This window comes from Streptomyces sp. NPDC001508 (assembly GCF_040298665.1).
In the GTDB taxonomy this organism is placed as follows: Bacteria; Actinomycetota; Actinomycetes; order Streptomycetales; family Streptomycetaceae; genus Streptomyces.
Genome location: NZ_JBEPAP010000008.1, coordinates 169,644 through 187,322, shown reverse-complemented (window position 1 = coordinate 187,322; position 17,679 = coordinate 169,644). Strand labels below are relative to the sequence as shown.

15 protein-coding genes and 1 pseudogene are annotated in these 17,679 nt (G+C 72.2%); 2 read left to right on the top strand and 14 right to left on the bottom strand.

The window, feature by feature from the left end; genetic code table 11:
- Window positions 1-144: 144 nt before the first annotated feature.
- From ABT245_RS11040 to bldG, 6 genes are all read right to left on the bottom strand, one after another.
- The gene (locus ABT245_RS11040) at window positions 145-342 is read right to left on the bottom strand and encodes a hypothetical protein (RefSeq protein WP_351731583.1); all 198 of its coding nucleotides are present in this window, start codon (window positions 340-342) and stop codon (window positions 145-147) included.
- A 440-nt stretch (window positions 343-782) separates the two neighbouring features.
- Window positions 783-2,309: a DUF7059 domain-containing protein gene (locus ABT245_RS11035; RefSeq protein WP_351731580.1), complete on the bottom strand. Its 1,527-nt coding sequence runs from the start codon at window positions 2,307-2,309 to the stop codon at window positions 783-785.
- An 81-nt stretch (window positions 2,310-2,390) separates the two neighbouring features.
- Window positions 2,391-2,963 (bottom strand): small secreted protein, encoded by a 573-nt coding sequence (locus tag ABT245_RS11030; protein WP_351731578.1) that lies wholly within the window; start codon window positions 2,961-2,963, stop codon window positions 2,391-2,393.
- 211 nt (window positions 2,964-3,174) lie between these two features.
- A complete protein-coding gene (locus ABT245_RS11025; RefSeq protein ID WP_351731575.1) occupies window positions 3,175-5,583 on the bottom strand; it encodes a sodium-translocating pyrophosphatase in 2,409 nt (802 codons plus the stop codon).
- A 377-nt stretch (window positions 5,584-5,960) separates the two neighbouring features.
- Complete coding sequence (locus tag ABT245_RS11020) at window positions 5,961-6,398, bottom strand: ATP-binding protein (protein WP_351731573.1); 438 nt, start codon at window positions 6,396-6,398, stop codon at window positions 5,961-5,963.
- A gap of 157 nt (window positions 6,399-6,555) precedes the next feature.
- Window positions 6,556-6,897 (bottom strand): anti-sigma factor antagonist BldG, encoded by a 342-nt coding sequence (bldG, locus tag ABT245_RS11015; protein WP_010986038.1) that lies wholly within the window; start codon window positions 6,895-6,897, stop codon window positions 6,556-6,558.
- Between the two features lie 81 nt (window positions 6,898-6,978).
- On the opposite strand from bldG, the gene ABT245_RS11010 reads away from it, so the two are divergent.
- Complete coding sequence (locus ABT245_RS11010; RefSeq protein WP_351731571.1) at window positions 6,979-9,627, top strand: DEAD/DEAH box helicase; 2,649 nt, start codon at window positions 6,979-6,981, stop codon at window positions 9,625-9,627.
- Window positions 9,628-9,772: 145 nt separating this feature from the next.
- Here the strand turns inward: ABT245_RS11010 and ABT245_RS11005 are convergent.
- The 7 genes and pseudogenes from ABT245_RS11005 to ssd form a co-directional block, all read right to left on the bottom strand.
- A pseudogene (locus ABT245_RS11005) lies at window positions 9,773-10,195 on the bottom strand (Rv3654c family TadE-like protein); the annotation flags it as partial.
- 125 nt (window positions 10,196-10,320) lie between these two features.
- Window positions 10,321-10,665 carry a TadE family type IV pilus minor pilin gene (locus ABT245_RS11000; RefSeq protein WP_351731568.1) on the bottom strand — a complete coding sequence of 115 codons (345 nt, stop codon included), beginning with the start codon at window positions 10,663-10,665 and terminating at the stop codon, window positions 10,321-10,323.
- A gap of 28 nt (window positions 10,666-10,693) precedes the next feature.
- Window positions 10,694-10,894, bottom strand: a complete 201-nt coding sequence (locus tag ABT245_RS10995; RefSeq protein WP_351731566.1) for a DUF4244 domain-containing protein — start codon at window positions 10,892-10,894, stop codon at window positions 10,694-10,696.
- A 141-nt stretch (window positions 10,895-11,035) separates the two neighbouring features.
- A complete protein-coding gene (locus tag ABT245_RS10990) occupies window positions 11,036-11,851 on the bottom strand; it encodes a type II secretion system F family protein (RefSeq protein ID WP_351731564.1) in 816 nt (271 codons plus the stop codon).
- A complete protein-coding gene (locus tag ABT245_RS10985; protein WP_351731562.1) occupies window positions 11,848-12,717 on the bottom strand; it encodes a type II secretion system F family protein in 870 nt (289 codons plus the stop codon). Before ABT245_RS10985 ends, ABT245_RS10990 begins: the two co-directional genes overlap by 4 nt.
- Window positions 12,701-13,915 carry a TadA family conjugal transfer-associated ATPase gene (locus ABT245_RS10980; protein ID WP_351731560.1) on the bottom strand — a complete coding sequence of 405 codons (1,215 nt, stop codon included), beginning with the start codon at window positions 13,913-13,915 and terminating at the stop codon, window positions 12,701-12,703. Before ABT245_RS10980 ends, ABT245_RS10985 begins: the two co-directional genes overlap by 17 nt.
- Window positions 13,912-15,015, bottom strand: a complete 1,104-nt coding sequence (gene ssd / locus ABT245_RS10975) for a septum site-determining protein Ssd (RefSeq protein WP_351731557.1) — start codon at window positions 15,013-15,015, stop codon at window positions 13,912-13,914. The genes ABT245_RS10980 and ssd overlap by 4 nt, the downstream gene beginning before the upstream one ends.
- Window positions 15,016-15,596: 581 nt before the next feature.
- On the opposite strand from ssd, the gene ABT245_RS10970 reads away from it, so the two are divergent.
- Complete coding sequence (locus tag ABT245_RS10970) at window positions 15,597-16,430, top strand: HAD family hydrolase (RefSeq protein WP_351731554.1); 834 nt, start codon at window positions 15,597-15,599, stop codon at window positions 16,428-16,430.
- Between the two features lie 332 nt (window positions 16,431-16,762).
- On the opposite strand, the gene ABT245_RS10965 is transcribed toward ABT245_RS10970, so the two are convergent.
- Window positions 16,763-17,587 carry a Fic family protein gene (locus ABT245_RS10965; RefSeq protein WP_351731552.1) on the bottom strand — a complete coding sequence of 275 codons (825 nt, stop codon included), beginning with the start codon at window positions 17,585-17,587 and terminating at the stop codon, window positions 16,763-16,765.
- Window positions 17,588-17,679: the final 92 nt, after the last annotated feature.

Below are 17,679 nucleotides of genomic sequence, written 5' to 3'. Positions count from 1 at the left end.
TGTCAAACGGGAAAAGCCCGCAACGGCCACTCGAACGGTAACCCGACTACCGCCATTCCTGCCGCCCGGACCGATGGGCGACCCGTAGGGCCGCGCCCGGAGGATGACGCTCCCCTTACGCCTGGAACAGCAGGCGCGACGCCCTCAGATGCGGGTGAAGCAGTACGCCCCGAGGCCCAGCGCGATCGCCGAAGCGAGGCCGGTGAAAGTCGCCGATGCGACCCGACTCACACCGTGGGCGATGGGCTCACGGCGGTGCAGCCGCGTGCCGGTCCATGCCAGCAGAGCGCCCCCGAACAGGGCGAACACCACTCCCGCGAAGATCGCCGGTCCGCTCTCCATGGTTCCTCGCGCCCCTTTCCCCCCGTCCGTGCGTACCCAGCGCCGGGAGACTGGCACGCGCGGGCGGCGCCCGGGCGAATCCGAGGTGAACGGGCGGTCGGCGAACCTTCCCGCCCACGTCCGAACCCCACCGCTCCCAAACCGGCCGCCCACCTCGTTCCGGACGATTTCCCCACGGATGACACGCAGGTCACAAAAAGCGCCGGCTACGGGTCATGGGGAGCCCATGGACCAGGTGGCGTCAGGGCGGCGCGCGGGTCACGAAGCGCTCGGCTCACAAAGCGCTCGGGTCACAGCAGACACGCCTGCCACAAACGGCGCATCAGTCACACGGCGCGCGCCGTCCCGCCCGGCAGGGGAACCGCAGAGTCACCGCCTCGCGCGCGTCACAGAGGCCACGTAGGCCACAGAGCGCCCCCGGCCAAGGGCGGGCCGCCTCGTCACGCCGGTTCCAGGAAGCCCTGCTCCACGAGGAGGCGGATCTGCGCCGGCGTACGGTCGCGCAGGACCACCGGATCCTCGCCCAGCAACTGGGCGATGGCGTCCAGAATGCGGCCCGCGCTCAGCGTGCCGTCGCACACGCCGGCGAAACCGGCGCCGACGGTGTCCACCTTGGTGGCGCGCCGCATCCCACGGTTCTGGCGCAGCACGACATGCTCCGGGTCCTCGGCGCCGGGCAGACCGACCTGCTCCTGTACGACCTCCGCGACGAGCCGGAAGTGGCTGTCGAGCAGCGCCGCGTCGTCATGCTCCCGGAGGTAGTCGAGGCGGGCGAAATGTGTCCGGACCGCCTCGCCGAGCGGCTGTTCGACCGGATGCGGCCATTCCTCCACGGTGACGGAGGGCGCCAAGGCCTCCGTCCTGCGCAGCGTGATCCATCCGAACCCGACCGCCCTGACCTTGCGCGCCTCGAACTCATCGAGCCAGGCGTCGTACCGCGCCTGGTACTCGGCGGCGTCCCCACGGTGGTCGCCGGCGTCCCTCAGCCACAGCTCGGCGTACTGCGTGATGTCCTGCACCTCGCGCTGCACGACCCATGCGTCGCACCCGCGCGGCACCCATGATCTGATCCTGTCCTGCCAGTCCTCCCCTTCCACGTGCTGCCAGTTGGCGAGGAACTGCGCGAACCCGCCCACGTTCAGCCGTTCCCCCGACTGCTGAACGAGCGAGCGGCACAGATCGTCCCCGCCCATTCCACCGTCCCGGTAGGTCAGCCGGGCGCGGGGCGAGATCACGAAGGGCGGGTTCGAGACGATCAGGTCGTACGTCTCCCCCTCCTTGACCGGCTCGAACAGCGATCCCTCGCGCAGGTCGGCGGCCGGGGCGCCGGACAGGGCGAGGGTCAGCGCGGTCATGTGCAGGGCGCGCGGGTTGACATCGGTCGCCGTCACGCGCGTGGCGTGCTGGGCGGCGTGCAGGGCCTGGATCCCGGAGCCGGTGCCGAGGTCGAGCGCGGCGGCGACGGGCGTGCGCACGGTGATGCCGGCGAGCGTGGTGGAGGCACCGCCGACCCCGAGCACCACCCCCTCGTCCCGGTTCCCGATGCCGCCCGCGCCGCCGACCGCGCACCCGAGGTCGGACGCGATGAACCAGTCCTCGCCGCCCGGACCGCCGTACGGCCGTACGTCCACGGTCGCGGCGACCGCGTCCCCGCCCGTGCGCACCAGCCAGCCGCTCTCCAGGCACTCCGCGAGGGGCAGTACGACCGCCACGCGCGCGTACGGGACGGGCTGCTGGAGCAGGAACAGCCGTACGAGCGTCTCCAGCGGCGTGTCGCCACGGGTCGCCCGGAGCGCGGGCACGGTCTCGCTGCGGGCCAGTGCCGCATAGGCCGGGGCGCCGAGCAGTTCGAGCAGCCCGTCGGCGGTGAAGGAGGCGCCGAGCAGGGCCTCGCGCAGCCGGGCGGCGGCATCGGGGCGGTCAAAGGACGGCAGGGAGCGCAGGGTGGCGTTACTCACGTGTCCCATTGTGTCCGCTCGTGCGGGCGGTGCACGTACCCGAGCCCTCCCGGAGTCGGCCCCGCAACAGCCCTCGGATCAGCCCCCGGATCAGCTCGCGGTCTGCGAGGCCGACGCGGACGCCGACTTGCAGGTCTCCTGCTTGGCCATCGCCTTGCCGACGTCGCCCTCCTCCAGGTTCTTGAGCGCGTCGTTGCCGGTCTCGCTCAGCTTGGACAGCGCCGTCGCGATGTCCTTGAGACCGTCGGCGAACTTCGCCTGGTTCTTGGTGTTCAGCTCGTCGACCTGCTTCTTCAGGGACGCGTACTGCGCCGAGATGGCGTTCAGCTCCTTGACGGCGTCCTGCTGCTTCTTCTCGCCGCCGTCGACGGTGGGCGCCCCGGCCGAGCTGACGGCGGCGCCGATCGCCTTGTAGGCGTCCGACATGTCCTGGAAGGCCTGCGCGTCCGTCTTCTGCACGTCCGCCGGCGCGCTGTTGTCCGAGGTCTGCTTCTGTATCGCGGTGTTGGCGGACGCGATCTTCTTGGCCTGCGGCTGCACCGCGTCGCAGACCTGCTTGGCCCAGGCGTCCAGCTTTTCGTTGGTGTCGTCGCCGCCGCATCCCGTCAGCGCCAGCGCCAGTACCGCGCCGCCGGACAGTGCGGCCGCGAGCTTCTTGTTCACCGGATCGGTCCCTTCCGTGGCTCTCGGCCCCCGGACCCTACACGCCGCACCGTCCGCATCCGCACGTCGTACGTCCGTTAATAACACTTTTGATAGCGTTTGCTCCGAGGGAGAGAAGGCTCACGGTCGCAGTGGGCGGGCGGGCGCATATGAAGCGGGCGGGCGGCGCGTCGATGCGCGCCGCCCGCCCGTTGAGCCTTGGTGAGACCGCCTACGGAACCACCGCGGGATCCGCCGACTCGGACACCCGCTCGGCGTCCTCCTCGTCGTCCCCCACGGCGATGCCACGGCGCTTGGAGACGTACACCGCGCCGACGATGACCACGAGCGCCAGGACCGCGATCAGGATCCGCACGCCGAGGCTCTTGTCGCTTCCGTAGGAGAACTTGATGATGGCCGGCGCGATCAGCAGCGACACCAGGTTCATCACCTTCAGCAGCGGGTTGATCGCCGGTCCCGCGGTGTCCTTGAAGGGGTCACCGACGGTGTCGCCGATCACCGTGGCCGCATGGGCCTCGCTGCCCTTGCCGCCGTGGTTGCCGTCCTCCACGAGCTTCTTGGCGTTGTCCCAGGCGCCGCCGGAGTTGGCGAGGAACACGGCCATCAGCGTGCCCGCACCGATGGCGCCGGCCAGATAGGAGCCGAGCGCGCCGACGCCGAGCGTGAAGCCGACGAAGATGGGCGCCATCACGGCCAGCAGACCCGGTGTGGCCAGCTCCCGCAGGGCGTCCTTGGTGCAGATGTCGACGACCCTGCCGTACTCGGGCTTCTCGCTGAAGTCCATGATCCCGGGCTTCTCGCGGAACTGCCGGCGCACCTCGAACACCACGGAGCCCGCCGACCGCGACACGGCGTTGATGGCGAGCCCGGAGAAGAGGAAGACGACCGCCGCACCCGCGATGAGGCCGACGAGGTTGTTGGGCTGCGAGATGTCCAGCATCAAGGTCATCGGCGCGCCAGCCCCGGAGAGCCGTTCGCCGACGTCGTGCGCCCCGGTCGTGATCGCGTCGCGGTACGACCCGAACAGCGCCGAGGCCGCCAGGACGGCGGTGGCGATCGCGATGCCCTTGGTGATGGCCTTGGTGGTGTTGCCGACCGCGTCCAGGTTGGTGAGCACCTGCGCGCCCGCGCCCTGGACGTCGCCGGACATCTCGGCGATGCCCTGTGCGTTGTCGGAGACCGGGCCGAAGGTGTCCATGGCGACGATCACACCGACGGTGGTGAGCAGGCCGGTACCGGCCAGCGCCACCGCGAACAGGGCCAGCATGATCGACGTACCGCCGAGCAGGAACGCTCCGTAGACGCCGAGTCCGATCAGCAACGCGGTGTAAACGGCCGATTCGAGACCGATCGAGATGCCGGCGAGCACGACGGTGGCCGGACCGGTGAGCGAGGTCTTGCCGATGTCGCGCACGGGGCGGCGCGAGGTCTCGGTGAAGTAGCCGGTGAGCTGCTGGATCACCGCGGCGAGCAGGATGCCGATCGCCACCGCCACCAGGGCGAGGATCCGCGGATCGCCGTTCTTTCCGCTGATCGCCGCGTCCGTGACGCCGCTGAGGTCGGAGTACTTCCCCGGCAGATAGACGAAGACCGCCACCGCCACCAGGGCGAGCGAGATCACGGCCGAGATGAAGAAGCCCCGGTTGATCGCGGACATGCCGCTGCGGTCGGCCCGGCGCGGGGCGACCGCGAAGATGCCGATCATGGCGGTGATCACACCGATGGCCGGTACCAGCAGCGGGAAGGCGAGCCCGGAGTCACCGAACGCCGCCTTGCCGAGGATCAGCGCGGCGACCAGGGTCACGGCATACGACTCGAACAGGTCGGCCGCCATGCCCGCACAGTCGCCGACGTTGTCGCCCACGTTGTCGGCAATGGTCGCGGCATTGCGCGGGTCGTCCTCCGGAATGCCCTGCTCGACCTTGCCGACCAGGTCGGCGCCGACGTCGGCGGCCTTGGTGAAGATGCCGCCCCCGACCCGCATGAACATGGCGATCAGGGCGGCCCCGAGGCCGAAGCCCTCAAGCACCTTCGGCGCGTCGGCCGCGTACACCAGTACGACACAGGAGGCGCCCAGCAGGCCGAGCCCCACCGTGAACATGCCGACGACGCCGCCCGTACGAAAAGCGATCTTCATGGCCTTGTGCGAGACGGTGGTGAGATCCTTTTCCGGTTCTCCCTCCGCCGGTGTCGCCTCCCGGGCCGCTGCGGCGACGCGCACATTACTGCGCACGGCGAGCCACATGCCGATATAGCCGGTGGCCGCCGAGAACGCCGCTCCGATCAGGAAGAACACCGACCGTCCGGCACGCTGATTCCAGTCGTCCGCGGGCAGCAGCATGAGCAGGAAGAACACGATCACGGCGAAAACGCCGAGCGTGCGCAGCTGACGGGCCAGATAGGCGTTGGCGCCTTCCTGGACCGCAGCAGCGATCTTCTTCATGCTGTCGGTGCCCTCGCCGGCCGCGAGCACCTGGCGCACCAGGATCCCGGCTACCACGAGCGCGGCCAGCGCGACGACCACGAAGACCGCCACCAGGACACGGTTGCCGTCGGTCAGGACTGCGGCTGCGAGGGTTGTGGGGTGGCCCAACTGATGAGGGGTAGAAAGCCCCGCCATTCGTCCTCCTTGACGCTTGGGCTGAGCTCAAGATGTGGACGGATTGTAGGTACCGGAACCTGATCAAAACAGAGCGCGGCAAACGGAATTAGCCTTCACTCGCTCTTCAGCAAATGATCGACGCCACGCCACCGAACCCGAAAGCGGTAATGCCTCAAAAGCATTGACGCCCGCATTGCCGCTTGATCAAATTATCGGGTCATTGATCGTGAATTTCTTCACGAATTTCGGGTGGCGGGGGCGGACGACAGCACGAAGGGCCCTGCTGAGCAGGGCCCTTGAGTGTGCCGCCCGACGGGGCGCACGCCACGGACGGCGCCGCTGGGGTGCCGGTGACAGATGATCGCACCGGCGGAGTGCCGGTGCTACGGAACGCCTCAGCCGAGCGCGACCGCCGGCGGCGTGGTCGGCCAGGTCATACGGATCTGCCCGCCGTGTTCCCCGGCGGTCACCTCCACATCGTCGACGAGGCCGCTGATGACCGCGAGGCCCATCTCGTCCTCCTCGGCCTCCGCGTCCGCGTCATGTCCGGATCCGCCGGGCGCCCGGTCACCCGGGGCCGAACGGGGCGCCTCGTCGCCGACCTCGATGGAGAACTGCTTCTCCTCCTCGACCAGCACCACCTTCACCGGCGCGGTGGTGCCGGAACTCTGGTGCAGCCCGACGGCGCGGGAGCATGCCTCGCCCACGGCGAGCCGGACCTCGTCGAGTACGGCCTCGTCCACCCCGGCCCTGCGCGCCACCGCTGCCGCCACCAGTCGGGCGGTCCGGACGTGCTCGGGCAGCGCGCTGAAACGGAGTTCAACGGTGGCCATGCATCCCCCTCGGAACTTCGGGCGTGCGGTCGGGGGGCCGGGCCGCCGAAAGCCCCGACCCCTGATCAACTTTTTCGACCCGGGCGACCGGCCCGGGACACGGTCCTACGGCGGATTCGGACCGCTCGGCGGCCCGAATCCGGTCGACGGACCGAGGTCAGTCGGTGGCCGCAACCGCTTCCTCGACCGAGGTGTGAATCGGGAACACCTTGGTGAGGCCGGTGATGCGGAAGATCTTGAGAATGCGCTCCTGGTTGCAGACCAGGCGCAGGGAGCCCTCATGGGCACGCACCCGCTTCAAGCCGCCGACCAGCACGCCGAGCCCGGTGGAGTCGAGGAAGTCCACGCCCTCCATGTCGACGACGAGGTGGAAATTCCCGTCGTTCACCAGCTCGACCAGCTGCTCGCGCAGCTTGGGCGCGGTATATACGTCGATTTCGCCACCGACCTCGACGACCGTACGATCGCCGACGGTACGGGTCGACAGGGACAGGTCCACGGATCCTCCAGCACCTTGCTATCGAGCGGTCGCCACTCGGGACACCTCGGCTTGCGGCCCCCGGGACGTACGCCAGCCGCGATGGCATTCAATCACTTACCGGCAGGCGTGCACGACGCCTTGGCCCCATTGTCCGTCACGCCGGTGACACACTCGGTCCCGATGGCCAAGAATCACCGATCCGATCGACCCCCGACGGACGCCGCCTCCCGCTTCGCCCCGGGCACGGTCCTGCACCGGCTCGCCTCGGGGCCGAGCCGGTCTGCGCGCATCACTCATACGGAGCACTTGCCCCCGCGCGCGGGACGCCATGCCGTCTGGCCCGACCGGATCCGTGCGGAGGTCGTCGCGGCCGTCCAGGCCGCGGGCATCGATCACCCCTGGGCGCACCAGGCCCTGGCCGCCGAGCACGCCCTGGACGGCGACTCGGTGATCGTCTCCACGGGCACCGCCTCCGGCAAGTCACTGGCGTACCTCGTGCCGGTCCTGTCCGCCCTCCTGGACGGCTCCGAGGCCCCGAACGGCCGCGGCAGCACCGCGCTGTACCTGGCCCCCACGAAGGCCCTCGCGGCGGACCAGTGCAGATCGGTGAAGGAATTTTCACAATCGCTCGGCACCGCGGTGCGTCCCGCCGTCTACGACGGAGACACGCCGTTCGAGGAACGCGAGTGGATCCGCCAGTACGCCAACTACGTCCTCACCAACCCGGACATGCTGCACCGGGGCATATTGCCCTCGCACGCCCGCTGGTCCTCCTTCCTGAAGTCCCTGAAGTACGTCGTCGTGGACGAGTGCCACACCTACCGCGGGGTCTTCGGCTCGCACGTCGCCCAGGTGCTGCGCCGGCTGCGCCGCCTGTGCGCCCGCTACGGCGCCTCCCCCGTGTTCCTGCTGGCCTCCGCGACCGCCGCGGAGCCGTCCGTGGCGGCCCGCCGGCTGACCGGCCTGCCGGTCGTCGAGGTCGCCGACGACGCCTCACCGCGAGGGGAACTCGTGTTCGCCCTCTGGGAACCTCCGCTCACCGAACTGCACGGAGAGAAGGGCGCACCCGTCCGCCGCACCGCCACCGCCGAGACCGCCGACCTGCTGACCGACCTCACTGTGCAGGGCGTGCGCTCGGTCGCCTTCGTCCGCTCCCGGCGCGGCGCCGAGCTAATCTCGGTGATCGCCCAGGAACGTCTGGCCGAGGTCGACCGCTCCCTGCCCGGGCGCGTGGCCGCCTACCGGGGCGGCTACCTCCCCGAGGAGCGACGCGCCCTGGAACGCGCCCTGTACTCCGGCGAGCTGCTGGGCCTGGCCGCCACGACCGCCCTGGAACTCGGCGTCGACGTCTCCGGGCTGGACGCCGTGCTGATCGCCGGATACCCGGGCACGCGCGCGTCCCTGTGGCAGCAGGCGGGCCGCGCCGGACGCTCCGGCCAGGGCGCCCTGGCGGTCCTGGTCGCCCGCGACGACCCGCTGGACACCTTCCTCGTGCACCACCCCGAAGCCCTGTTCGAGCAGCCCGTGGAGTCCACGGTCCTCGACCCCGACAATCCGTACGTCCTGGCCCCGCACCTGTGCGCGGCCGCCGCGGAGGTTCCGCTCACCGACGAGGACCTGGAGCTGTTCGGCCCTGCCTGCGCGGAACTGCTGCCGCAGCTGGAGGCCGCGAAGCTGCTGCGCCGGCGGACCAGGGCCTGGCACTGGACGCGCCGCGAGCGGGCCGCCGACCTGACCGACATCCGCGGCGCGGGCGGCACGCCGGTGCAGGTCGTGGAGACCGGGACGGGGCGCCTGCTGGGCACGGTCGACGCGGGCGCCGCGCACTCGACCGTGCACGAGGGTGCGGTCCATCTGCACCAGGGCCGCACCTACCTGGTGCGCTCGCTCGACCTGGAGGACTCGGTCGCCCTGGTCGAGCAGGCCGAACCGTCCTACTCGACGGTCGCCCGCGACACCACGTCCATCTCCGTCCTGGAGACGGACATCGAGGTCCCCTGGGGCGCGGGCCGACTCTGCTACGGCTCCGTAGAAGTCACCAACCAGGTCGTCTCCTTCCTGCGTCGACGTGTCATCACCGGTGAAGTGCTGGGCGAGTCGAAGCTCGACCTCCCTCCTCGTACGCTGCGGACGCGCGCGGTGTGGTGGACGGTCACCGAGGACCAGCTGGACGAGGCCCGGATCAACCCGGAGATCCTCGGCGGCTCCCTGCACGCCGCCGAGCACGCCTCGATCGGCATGCTGCCGCTGTTCGCCACCTGCGACCGCTGGGACATCGGGGGCGTCTCGGTGCCGCTGCACCCCGACACGCTCCTGCCGACGGTCTTCGTGTACGACGGCCACCCGGGCGGCGCAGGCTTCGCCGAACGCGCCTTCCACACCGCCCGCGAATGGCTGGCCGCCACCCGCGAGGCCATCGCCGCCTGCGAGTGCGACGCCGGCTGCCCGTCCTGCATCCAGTCCCCCAAGTGCGGCAACGGGAACGAGCCGTTGCACAAGCGAGGAGCAGTACGGCTCCTCACGACCCTGCTGCGGGATGCCCCGCGGGAGCCGGGGGCCCGCCAGGAGACACCGGATGTCGGGCAGGCACCAGGAGCCGGCCACGCGCCAGAGGCCGGGCAGGCGCCAGGAACTGGGCAGGCGCCAAAGGCCGGGCAGGCACCGGGAGCTGAACGGACTCCGGGGCTGGGGCAGGCTTCGGGTCCCGAAGAGACGCCGGGACCTGCGCGCGTTTCGGAATCCCAGTAGCAACCGCGGTCTGAGCAGACACCGCGCTCTGAGCAGCCGTCTGAGCGGACGCCGGTTCCTGCGCGGACGCCGGCCCCCGGTGAAAGGCCGCGGCCGGAGCCGGCGCGACGGTCGGCGGGGGTGCGGGCAGCGGGTCCTGCGCAAGCGGTCCCGCAGGACCGGCCCGCGCCCTGACCTCAGCCGCGAACGGCCCGCCACCGGCCGCCGCGGTGACGTCCGAGGTCTCCCCCACGATCGCGCACCGCACCAGCCGCGTGCCCTGCGCGCCCGCCACCCGCTCGGCCCGGGCACAGGCCCCCTGTCTGCCCTCGGACCAGTGGTCCGCCGCCGCGAGCGCCGCGAGATCCGCGCCGCCCGCCGCCCGGTGCCGGATCACGACGGCCTGCCCGAGGGCGAGCACGACGCCGAACACCACGCACAGGACGGCGATCGCCCCGACACTCCAGACGGTGGCGGACCCCTCATCCGAAAACCGCGCGGCGCCCCACCCGGGCGAGCGACCCGAGAGCCGCTTCCGAAGCCACCCAGGAAGACAACCCGGGAACCGCCCCCGGCGCCCCCCGGTCAGACGGCCCGAGAGGCAGCCACGAAGCCACCGGGGAAGACGGCCGAAACAGTCCGGGCGGCCACCCCCACGCCATCCGGGCGACCAGCCCCGGACGGAGCAGCGGAAGTGCTCCGGCACACAGCGCCTCATGGGTTCGGCTCCGCCGCCGGTGCCCCCACCGTCTCCTCCGCGGCCGCCACGGCCTCCTCCCGCACCTCCAGGGGCAGCGCGCCGAGCAGTGGCGGCCGGGCCACGACCGTGACGCGCACCTGGTCTCCCTCACGGGTGACCGTGACCTTCGCGCCGCCCGGTGCCGCCGCGCGGGTGACCTCCACGACCGCGTCGGCGGGATCCTGCCGGGCCGCCGCCCGCGCACCCGTCCTGGCCGCGTCCACGCACTGGATCTGCGCCGCCACCACGAACAGCCCCCAGACAAGGGCCATCGTGAACGCCACGAGGACGGGCAGCACCACGGCCGCCTCCGCCGTCACGAACCCCGCATCGCGCCTCTCCTTCCGCTCACATCCGCGCACTGAGGGCTCGCTTCACGATGGCCTGCAGTTCCGCACGGACCTGGCCGCTCGTCACGACCTCGTAGAGCAGCAGGGCGAACCCCACCGCCGCGACGATCCCCATCGCGTACTCGGACGTCACCATCCCCGAGTCCCGGCGCCGCACCACGCGCAGCCGGGCCCACACCTTCTTGACCTTCACGTTCATCTCAACTCCCTTGTTCAGTGGCCTTGTCGGCCCCATCTGCCCTGCCAGTCGTGCAGTCCCGCCAGTGATGTCGGCCTGTCGGCGGGCCGGTCGTGCCGGCGGATCAGGCCGCCGCCGGCGCAGCACCGCCGTCTCACCTCGTCATCCACCACCCCCTCGCACCACTCCCCCGGCCAGCCCGATCACCACGGGCAGGACGCCGACGGTGACGAAGGCGGGCAGGAAGCACAGCCCCACCGGCGCGGTGACCATGACGGCCGCTCGGCGGGCCCGCGCCGTCGCGGTGCGCGCCCACTGCGCGCGGGCGTCCGTGGCGAGCCGGGCGACGGGTCCCGCCGCGGGCAGCCCGGACTCGTCGGCCCGCTCCAGCAGCCGGGCCAGCGGCCGGGCACCCGGCAGGGCCGCCAACCGCCGCCAGGACTCGGCCGGTTCACCGCCCAGCCGCACCTCCGCCGCACCTCGCGCGAGCCCTTCCCCGACCGGTCCCGCAAGGGCCTCCCCGACGGCCTGAGCGGCGACCACCGGGCCGGCGCCGGCCGCGATGCACGCCGCCAGAAGGTCAGCGGCGAGCGGCAGTTGGCGTGCCGCCTCGGCGGCATCGGCCTCCTCCGCCCCCTTCGCGGCCCTCTGCCGGCGCCGCCACCGCCACAGCGCCGCGGCCACGCCCAGCCCCACCATGGCCCCCGCGGTTCCGCCCACCAGCGCCCAACCGGCGCACACGGCGCCGGCCCACGGCAGCCACCGCCGTACGGCAGCGCGCATCTCGAAGGCCGACTGCCCGGCAGCCCTGCGCGAGGTGGGCGGCCGCGTGGCCGACGCACGGGGCATCAGCAGCCCGGCCAGCCGTCCGCGCGCCCGGCGCTCGCGCCGCCCCGCCGTCAGTTGCCGTACCAACCAGCCGAGCGCCAGCGCCGCTCCGGCCGCCGCCCCCAGCCTGTGGACAACGTCCGCACTCATGTCGCCTCCGCTCCCCGTACGATCCGCGCCGCCCACCACAGCCCGGCGGCCTCGAAGAGTCCGCCGACCACCAGGCAGCCCAGTCCCGCTCCCGTGTGCAGCAGCACCCGCAGCGGGCCGGCGCCCATGGCCGTACCCAGCAGCAGCCCGAGGACGGGCAGGGCCGCGAGCATCACGGCCGTCGCCCGGGCACCCGCCAACTGGGCCCGCAGATCGGCGCGTTGGTCCCGCTCGGCGCGCAGGGCCGCGTCGAGCCGGTCGAGACCGGCCGCGAGTCCGGCGCCCTGGTCCACGGCCACCCGCCAGCACGCCGCGAGCCCCAGCAGCCCCTCGGCACCCGGCTGCCGGGCCGCCGCGGCAAGCGCGCCCGGTACGTCCCCGCCGAACCGGGCCGCCGCGAGGACCGCGGCCTGCGTGTCCCCGAGCCCGCCGCTGTCACGCGCGGCACACAACAGCGCCTCCCCGGGCTGCCGTCCGGCGCGCACCTCCCCGGCGAGCGCCCCGCACAACGCGATCACCGCATCCGTCCGCCGCTCCCGGGTCCGCCGGGCCGCCCTGGCCAGCCGCATCCGGCGCAGTACGGGCACGCCGGCCGCCCCCGCGACGGCCGGAATCACCGACGTACCCAGCAGCGCAAGCAGCAGCCCGATGCCGAGGGCCCACCATTCGCCACGCAACCGGCCGTGCAGGCGCCGCAGTTCGCCCGCGGCCAGGCCCCTCCGGGGTGGTCCCGTCCCCACGACTCCGCCACCCGCGAGCAGCAGCCGCGCCCGCCGCGCGCCGTGGTGCCGCTGGCCGAACAGCCACACGGCCACCGCGACGCACGCCCCCGCGGCCCCCGTCGACATCTCATGGATCACTGTCATCGCCCCCACCGTTGGGTTCACTTGCCTCACCGTGGAGCAGCCCGCGCAGCCGCTCCCATCCGCGCTCGCGCGCGAACGCCCCCGGGGTCCAGCGCAGGGCCGGGACCGTCCGGACCAGGCCCGCGGGGTCCCGCTCCAGGACGTGCACTTCGGCGATCCGGCGGCGGCCGGTCCGGTCCCGGATCAGGTGCAGCACCACCGACAGCGCTGCCGCCAGCTGGCTGTGCAGGGCGGCCCGGTCGAGCCCGGCGGCGGTGCCCAGGGCCTCCAGGCGGGCCGGGACGTCCGCGGCGGCATTGGCGTGGACGGTGCCGCAGCCGCCCTCGTGCCCGGTGTTGAGGGCGGCCAGCAGATGCACGACCTCGGGGCCGCGCACCTCGCCCACGACCAGCCGGTCGGGGCGCATCCGCAGCGCCTGGCGCACCAGGTCCTCAAGGGTGACCAGGCCGGCGCCCTCCTGGTTGGCGGGTCTGGTCTCCAGCCGCACGACGTGCGGGTGGTCCGGCCGCAGCTCCGCCGAGTCCTCGGCGAGCACGATCCGCTCCCCGGGTCCGACGAGCCCGAGCAGGGCGCTGAGCAGGGTTGTCTTCCCGCTTCCGGTACCGCCGCTGATCAGGAAGGAAAGCCGCGCCCGGAGCAGCGCCCGCAGGACCCGGTCCCCGCCGGGCGGCACCGTGCCCGCCGCCACCAGTTCGTCGAGGGTGAACGCCCGGGGCCGTACGACCCGCAGTGACAGGCAGGTGCAGCCGACGGCGACCGGGGGCAGCACGGCATGCAGCCGAGTTCCGTCGGGCAGGCGGGCGTCGGCCCAGGGCCGCGCGTCATCGAGCCGGCGTCCGGCCACGGCGGCCAGCCGCTGCGCGAGGCGCCGTACCGCCGCCGCGTCCGGAAAGGTCACCGCGGTCAGCTCCAGACCTCCGCCGCGGTCCACCCACACCCGGTCCGGGGCCGACACCAGGACGTCGGTGACCGACGGATCGGCGAGCAACGGTTCCAGGGGGCCGCTGCCGACCAGTTCGGAGCGCAACAGGGTGGCCGCGCCCAGGACTTCGGCGTCACCGAGCACCCGTCCCTGGTCGCGCAGCGCCTGCGCCACGCGCGCGGGTGTCGGCTCGGCGCCGCTCTCGGCCAGTCGGCGCCGCACGCCGTCGAGCAGCCTCGCGCCGTCCGCTGGTTCGAGGCCGGGAATCGCCCTCATGCGGCACCCGCCTCGACCAGCGTGCGCTCCCAGAAGTCCTTGCAGAACCGGGCCAGGGGTCCCCGGCCGGCCGCGGCGGGTGGTTTCCCGCTGTGATGCGGGCGCAGCAGCCCCGACTCGACGGGCACTTCGCCGACCAGGGGGAGGCCGAGCAGGCGGGCCACCTCGCGGTCGTCCAGTCCAGGCGCGTACGGCCCGCGTACCGCCACCCTCAGGTCGCGCAGGACCATGCCGACGGCGGAGGCCACCCGTCCGGCCGCCGCGACGGCGCGCAGTTCGGCGGGGACGACAAGGATCGCGAGGTCGAGCTGGGCGAGGACTTCGGCGACGCCGTCGTCCAGTCGCCTGGGCAGATCGACGACGACCGTGCCGCCGCGCCGCCGGGCGGCGGCGAGCACCGCCCGCACGGCCTGCGGCGGGACGGCGACGCAGTCGCCGCGATCCCAGCTGAGCACCCTCAGGGAGTGCAGCCGGGGCAGGGACTCCTCCAGGGCGCCGCCGCCGACCCGGCCGCGTGAGGCGGCGAAGGCCGGCCAGCGCAGTCCTTCGGCCGTCTCACCTCCGAGGAGTACGTCGAGTCCGCCGCCGAGCGGATCCGCGTCCACGAGCAGGGTGCGCAGTCCCTCACGCGCGGAGGTGACGGCGAGCGCGCACGCGAGCGTGGAGGCTCCGGCGCCGCCCCGGCCGCCGATGACGCCGACGGTGAGCGCGGGCCGTCCGACTCCCTCGGCGACATCGGCGATGCGGTCGACCAGCCACTGCTCGCCGTCAGGCAGCATCAGGACGTGGTCGGCGCCGATCTGGACGGCCCGCTTCCACACTCCGGAGTCGTCCTGGTCCCGGCCGACCAGGACGACTCCGCGTCGACGCGCGGCCCCGCGCACGCGCCGCGCGGCATCGTCACCGACCAGGATGAGCGGTGCCGCCTCCCAGCTGCCCCTGCGCTCCGGCACTCCGTGGTGGACCTCGGGTGTCGCGCCTGCCGCCGCGCACAGGCGCAGCAGGTCGTCGAGGAGTTCGGCGTCCTCGGTGACGATGAGCGGCCTGCCCGGGCGTCCTGAGACGGCGGGCGGTGGATCGTGAGTGACGGTTCCGGCCATGTGTGGTCCCCCTTCGCTGCATCTGCGCGCGGCCGATGCGGCCACGCGATTCCCGACCGTGTGAAGAACCGGCGACCGGCCTTCATATGAACGGCCGATACGAACCGGCCAAACGCGCGCCGACAAACGGAACCGGCCATGAACTCGTGGCGGGCGGAGCGCGTTGGAATCACGGTGCAGCGATCCCGGAAATCATGTGGATCTTGGTCGAAAACTGTGGACAACTCGGTGGCTGTGAATATCGCCGTCACCCAAACCGGTGACCCGTGCACGAGGCGCCATACGACTTCCGCAGCGCACCCTCGCGGCTACCGTGCGTGACGAATCATGGGCACACTGAAAGGGCGGCCGAAGCCGCCCTGCCACGGCACCGAGGCCGCCTGGAGAAGAGGAAAACCCACCCGGACATGCGACGACCCCCGCCGGGGGGGAGAGCGGGGGTCGTCCCCACGGCCGACTCGGGGGGGGAGGAGTCGGACCGGGTTAGCACGGTCGCGAACGATCCGTGACTTCCATGGTGTACCCGAGAGCCCTCTCAGGCAAACCCACGCGCCCCACCTTACGCCGAATGGTGGGCGCCTATGCTCAGGGTCGTGGAAAACCGCCCCTTGGCCCGCACTGCGGCCTTCTTTGACCTGGACAAGACGGTCATTGCCAAGTCGAGCACGCTCACCTTCAGCAAGTCGTTCTACCAAGGCGGACTGATCAACCGCAGGGCCGCGCTGCGTACCGCATACGCGCAGTTCGTCTTCCTGGTCGGCGGCATGGACCACGACCAGATGGAGCGCATGCGCGAGTATCTGTCCACCCTGTGCCGCGGCTGGAACGTCCAGCAGGTGAAGGAGATCGTGGCCGAGACCCTGCACGATCTGATCGACCCGATCATCTACGACGAGGCGGCCTCCCTCATCGAGGAGCATCACACGGCCGGGCGCGACGTCGTGATCGTGTCCACGTCGGGTGCCGAGGTGGTTGAGCCGATCGGTGAACTGCTCGGCGCCGACCGGGTGGTGGCCACCCGCATGGTCGTCGGTGACGACGGCTGCTTCACCGGTGAGGTGGAGTACTACGCGTACGGCCCCACCAAGGCGGAGGCGATCAAGGAACTGGCCGAGTCCGAGGGGTACGACCTCGACCGCTGTTACGCCTACAGCGATTCGGCGACCGACCTGCCGATGCTCGGGGCCGTCGGGCATCCGCACGCCGTGAACCCGGACCGGGCGCTGCGCCGCGAGGCACTCGCGCGCGGGTGGCCGATTCTGGACTTCCACCGGCCGGTCCGGCTCAAGCAGCGGCTGCCCGCGTTCTCGACGCCGCCGCGTCCGGTCCTGGTGGCCGCGGCGGCGATAGGCGCGGCGGCGGCCACCGCGGGTCTGGTCTGGTACGCCTCCCGGCGCCGCAGCTCAGTCGCCTGACCCCTCGCCGCCGCCCGATTGGCAGGCATTTGAACCCAAAAGTAAAGAACCATGGCCAGGGGTTCCGCTTGCTCCGGGCTTGCAGTACAAAGGACTCAACGGCCCGCGAGACCACAGGACATCCGAGAGGATCACCTTTCAATACGCTTTCGGCCCCACGGACCGAGCATGAACACCGGGCACCCACGCGACGTCGACCCGTCGATTACGGGCCAGCCGCACCAGGTGACGGGCGAAGATCCCGGCCTGATGGGCACTACATCGAGGACGCTTGGTAACCCGGCGAGCATGCCAGCGGCGGTACGAGGATTCGTACCGCCGCGGCCTTGTTCTCAGGCCGCGCCCCGCTGCAGCGCCTCGCACACCGCCGTCGACTCACGCACCCCCAGCTCGACCGCCTTGCCGCAGTGGGCGATCCAGGCGGCCATGCCCTGAGGAGTGCCGGCGACATAGCCGTCGAGGGCCGCCAGATAGGCCGCGCGGCCCAGTTCCGCGTGCCCCACCTCGGCCGGGCACACCGCCTTCGGGTCCAGGCCGCTGCCCACCAGGACGATCCGCCCCGCCGCGCGCGCGACAAGGCCGTTGTGGGAGGTGAAGGGGCGCAGCGCGAGCAGTTCGCCGTGCACGACGGCCGCAGTCACCAGGGCGGGAGCGGCGCTTCCCGCGACGATCAGCTCCGCGAGCCCCTCCAGCCGGCCGGACACCTCGTCCGCGCCCGGCAGCGGCAACTCGATCAGCGGCTCGTCGACGGGCTCGCCGTCCCGGCGCGGCCTGCCGGCCTCGTCCGCACCGCTCGCGGCGGCCACCAGGTGCAGCCGGGCCAGCACGCGCAGCGGCGACTGTCGCCAGACCGACAGCAGTTGGCCCGCCTCGGCGGTCAGCCTGAGAGCGGCGCCGAGCACGCGCGCGTCGCCGTCGGCGCCGAAGTCGGTGCGCCGCCGCACCTCCTCCAGGGCCCAGTCCGCGCAGGACAGCGCCGCGGAGCCCCGGGCGGCACGCAGTGCCGCCTCCGAGGTGATCTCGTTGCTGCGCCGACGCATGATCCGGTGCCCGTAGACCCGGTCCACGGCCTTGCGCACGGACTCCACGGACTCGGCCACCCCGGGCAGTGCGCCCAGGGCCGCGAGCGGATCGGCGGTCGCGCCTGTCGAACTCATGGGCACGACACTACGCACTGCCCGCGGCCGCCCCACGAAGGAGTGGTCTTCTTCTCATACTCTGCCACACAGCGACATCGCACGACTACTCT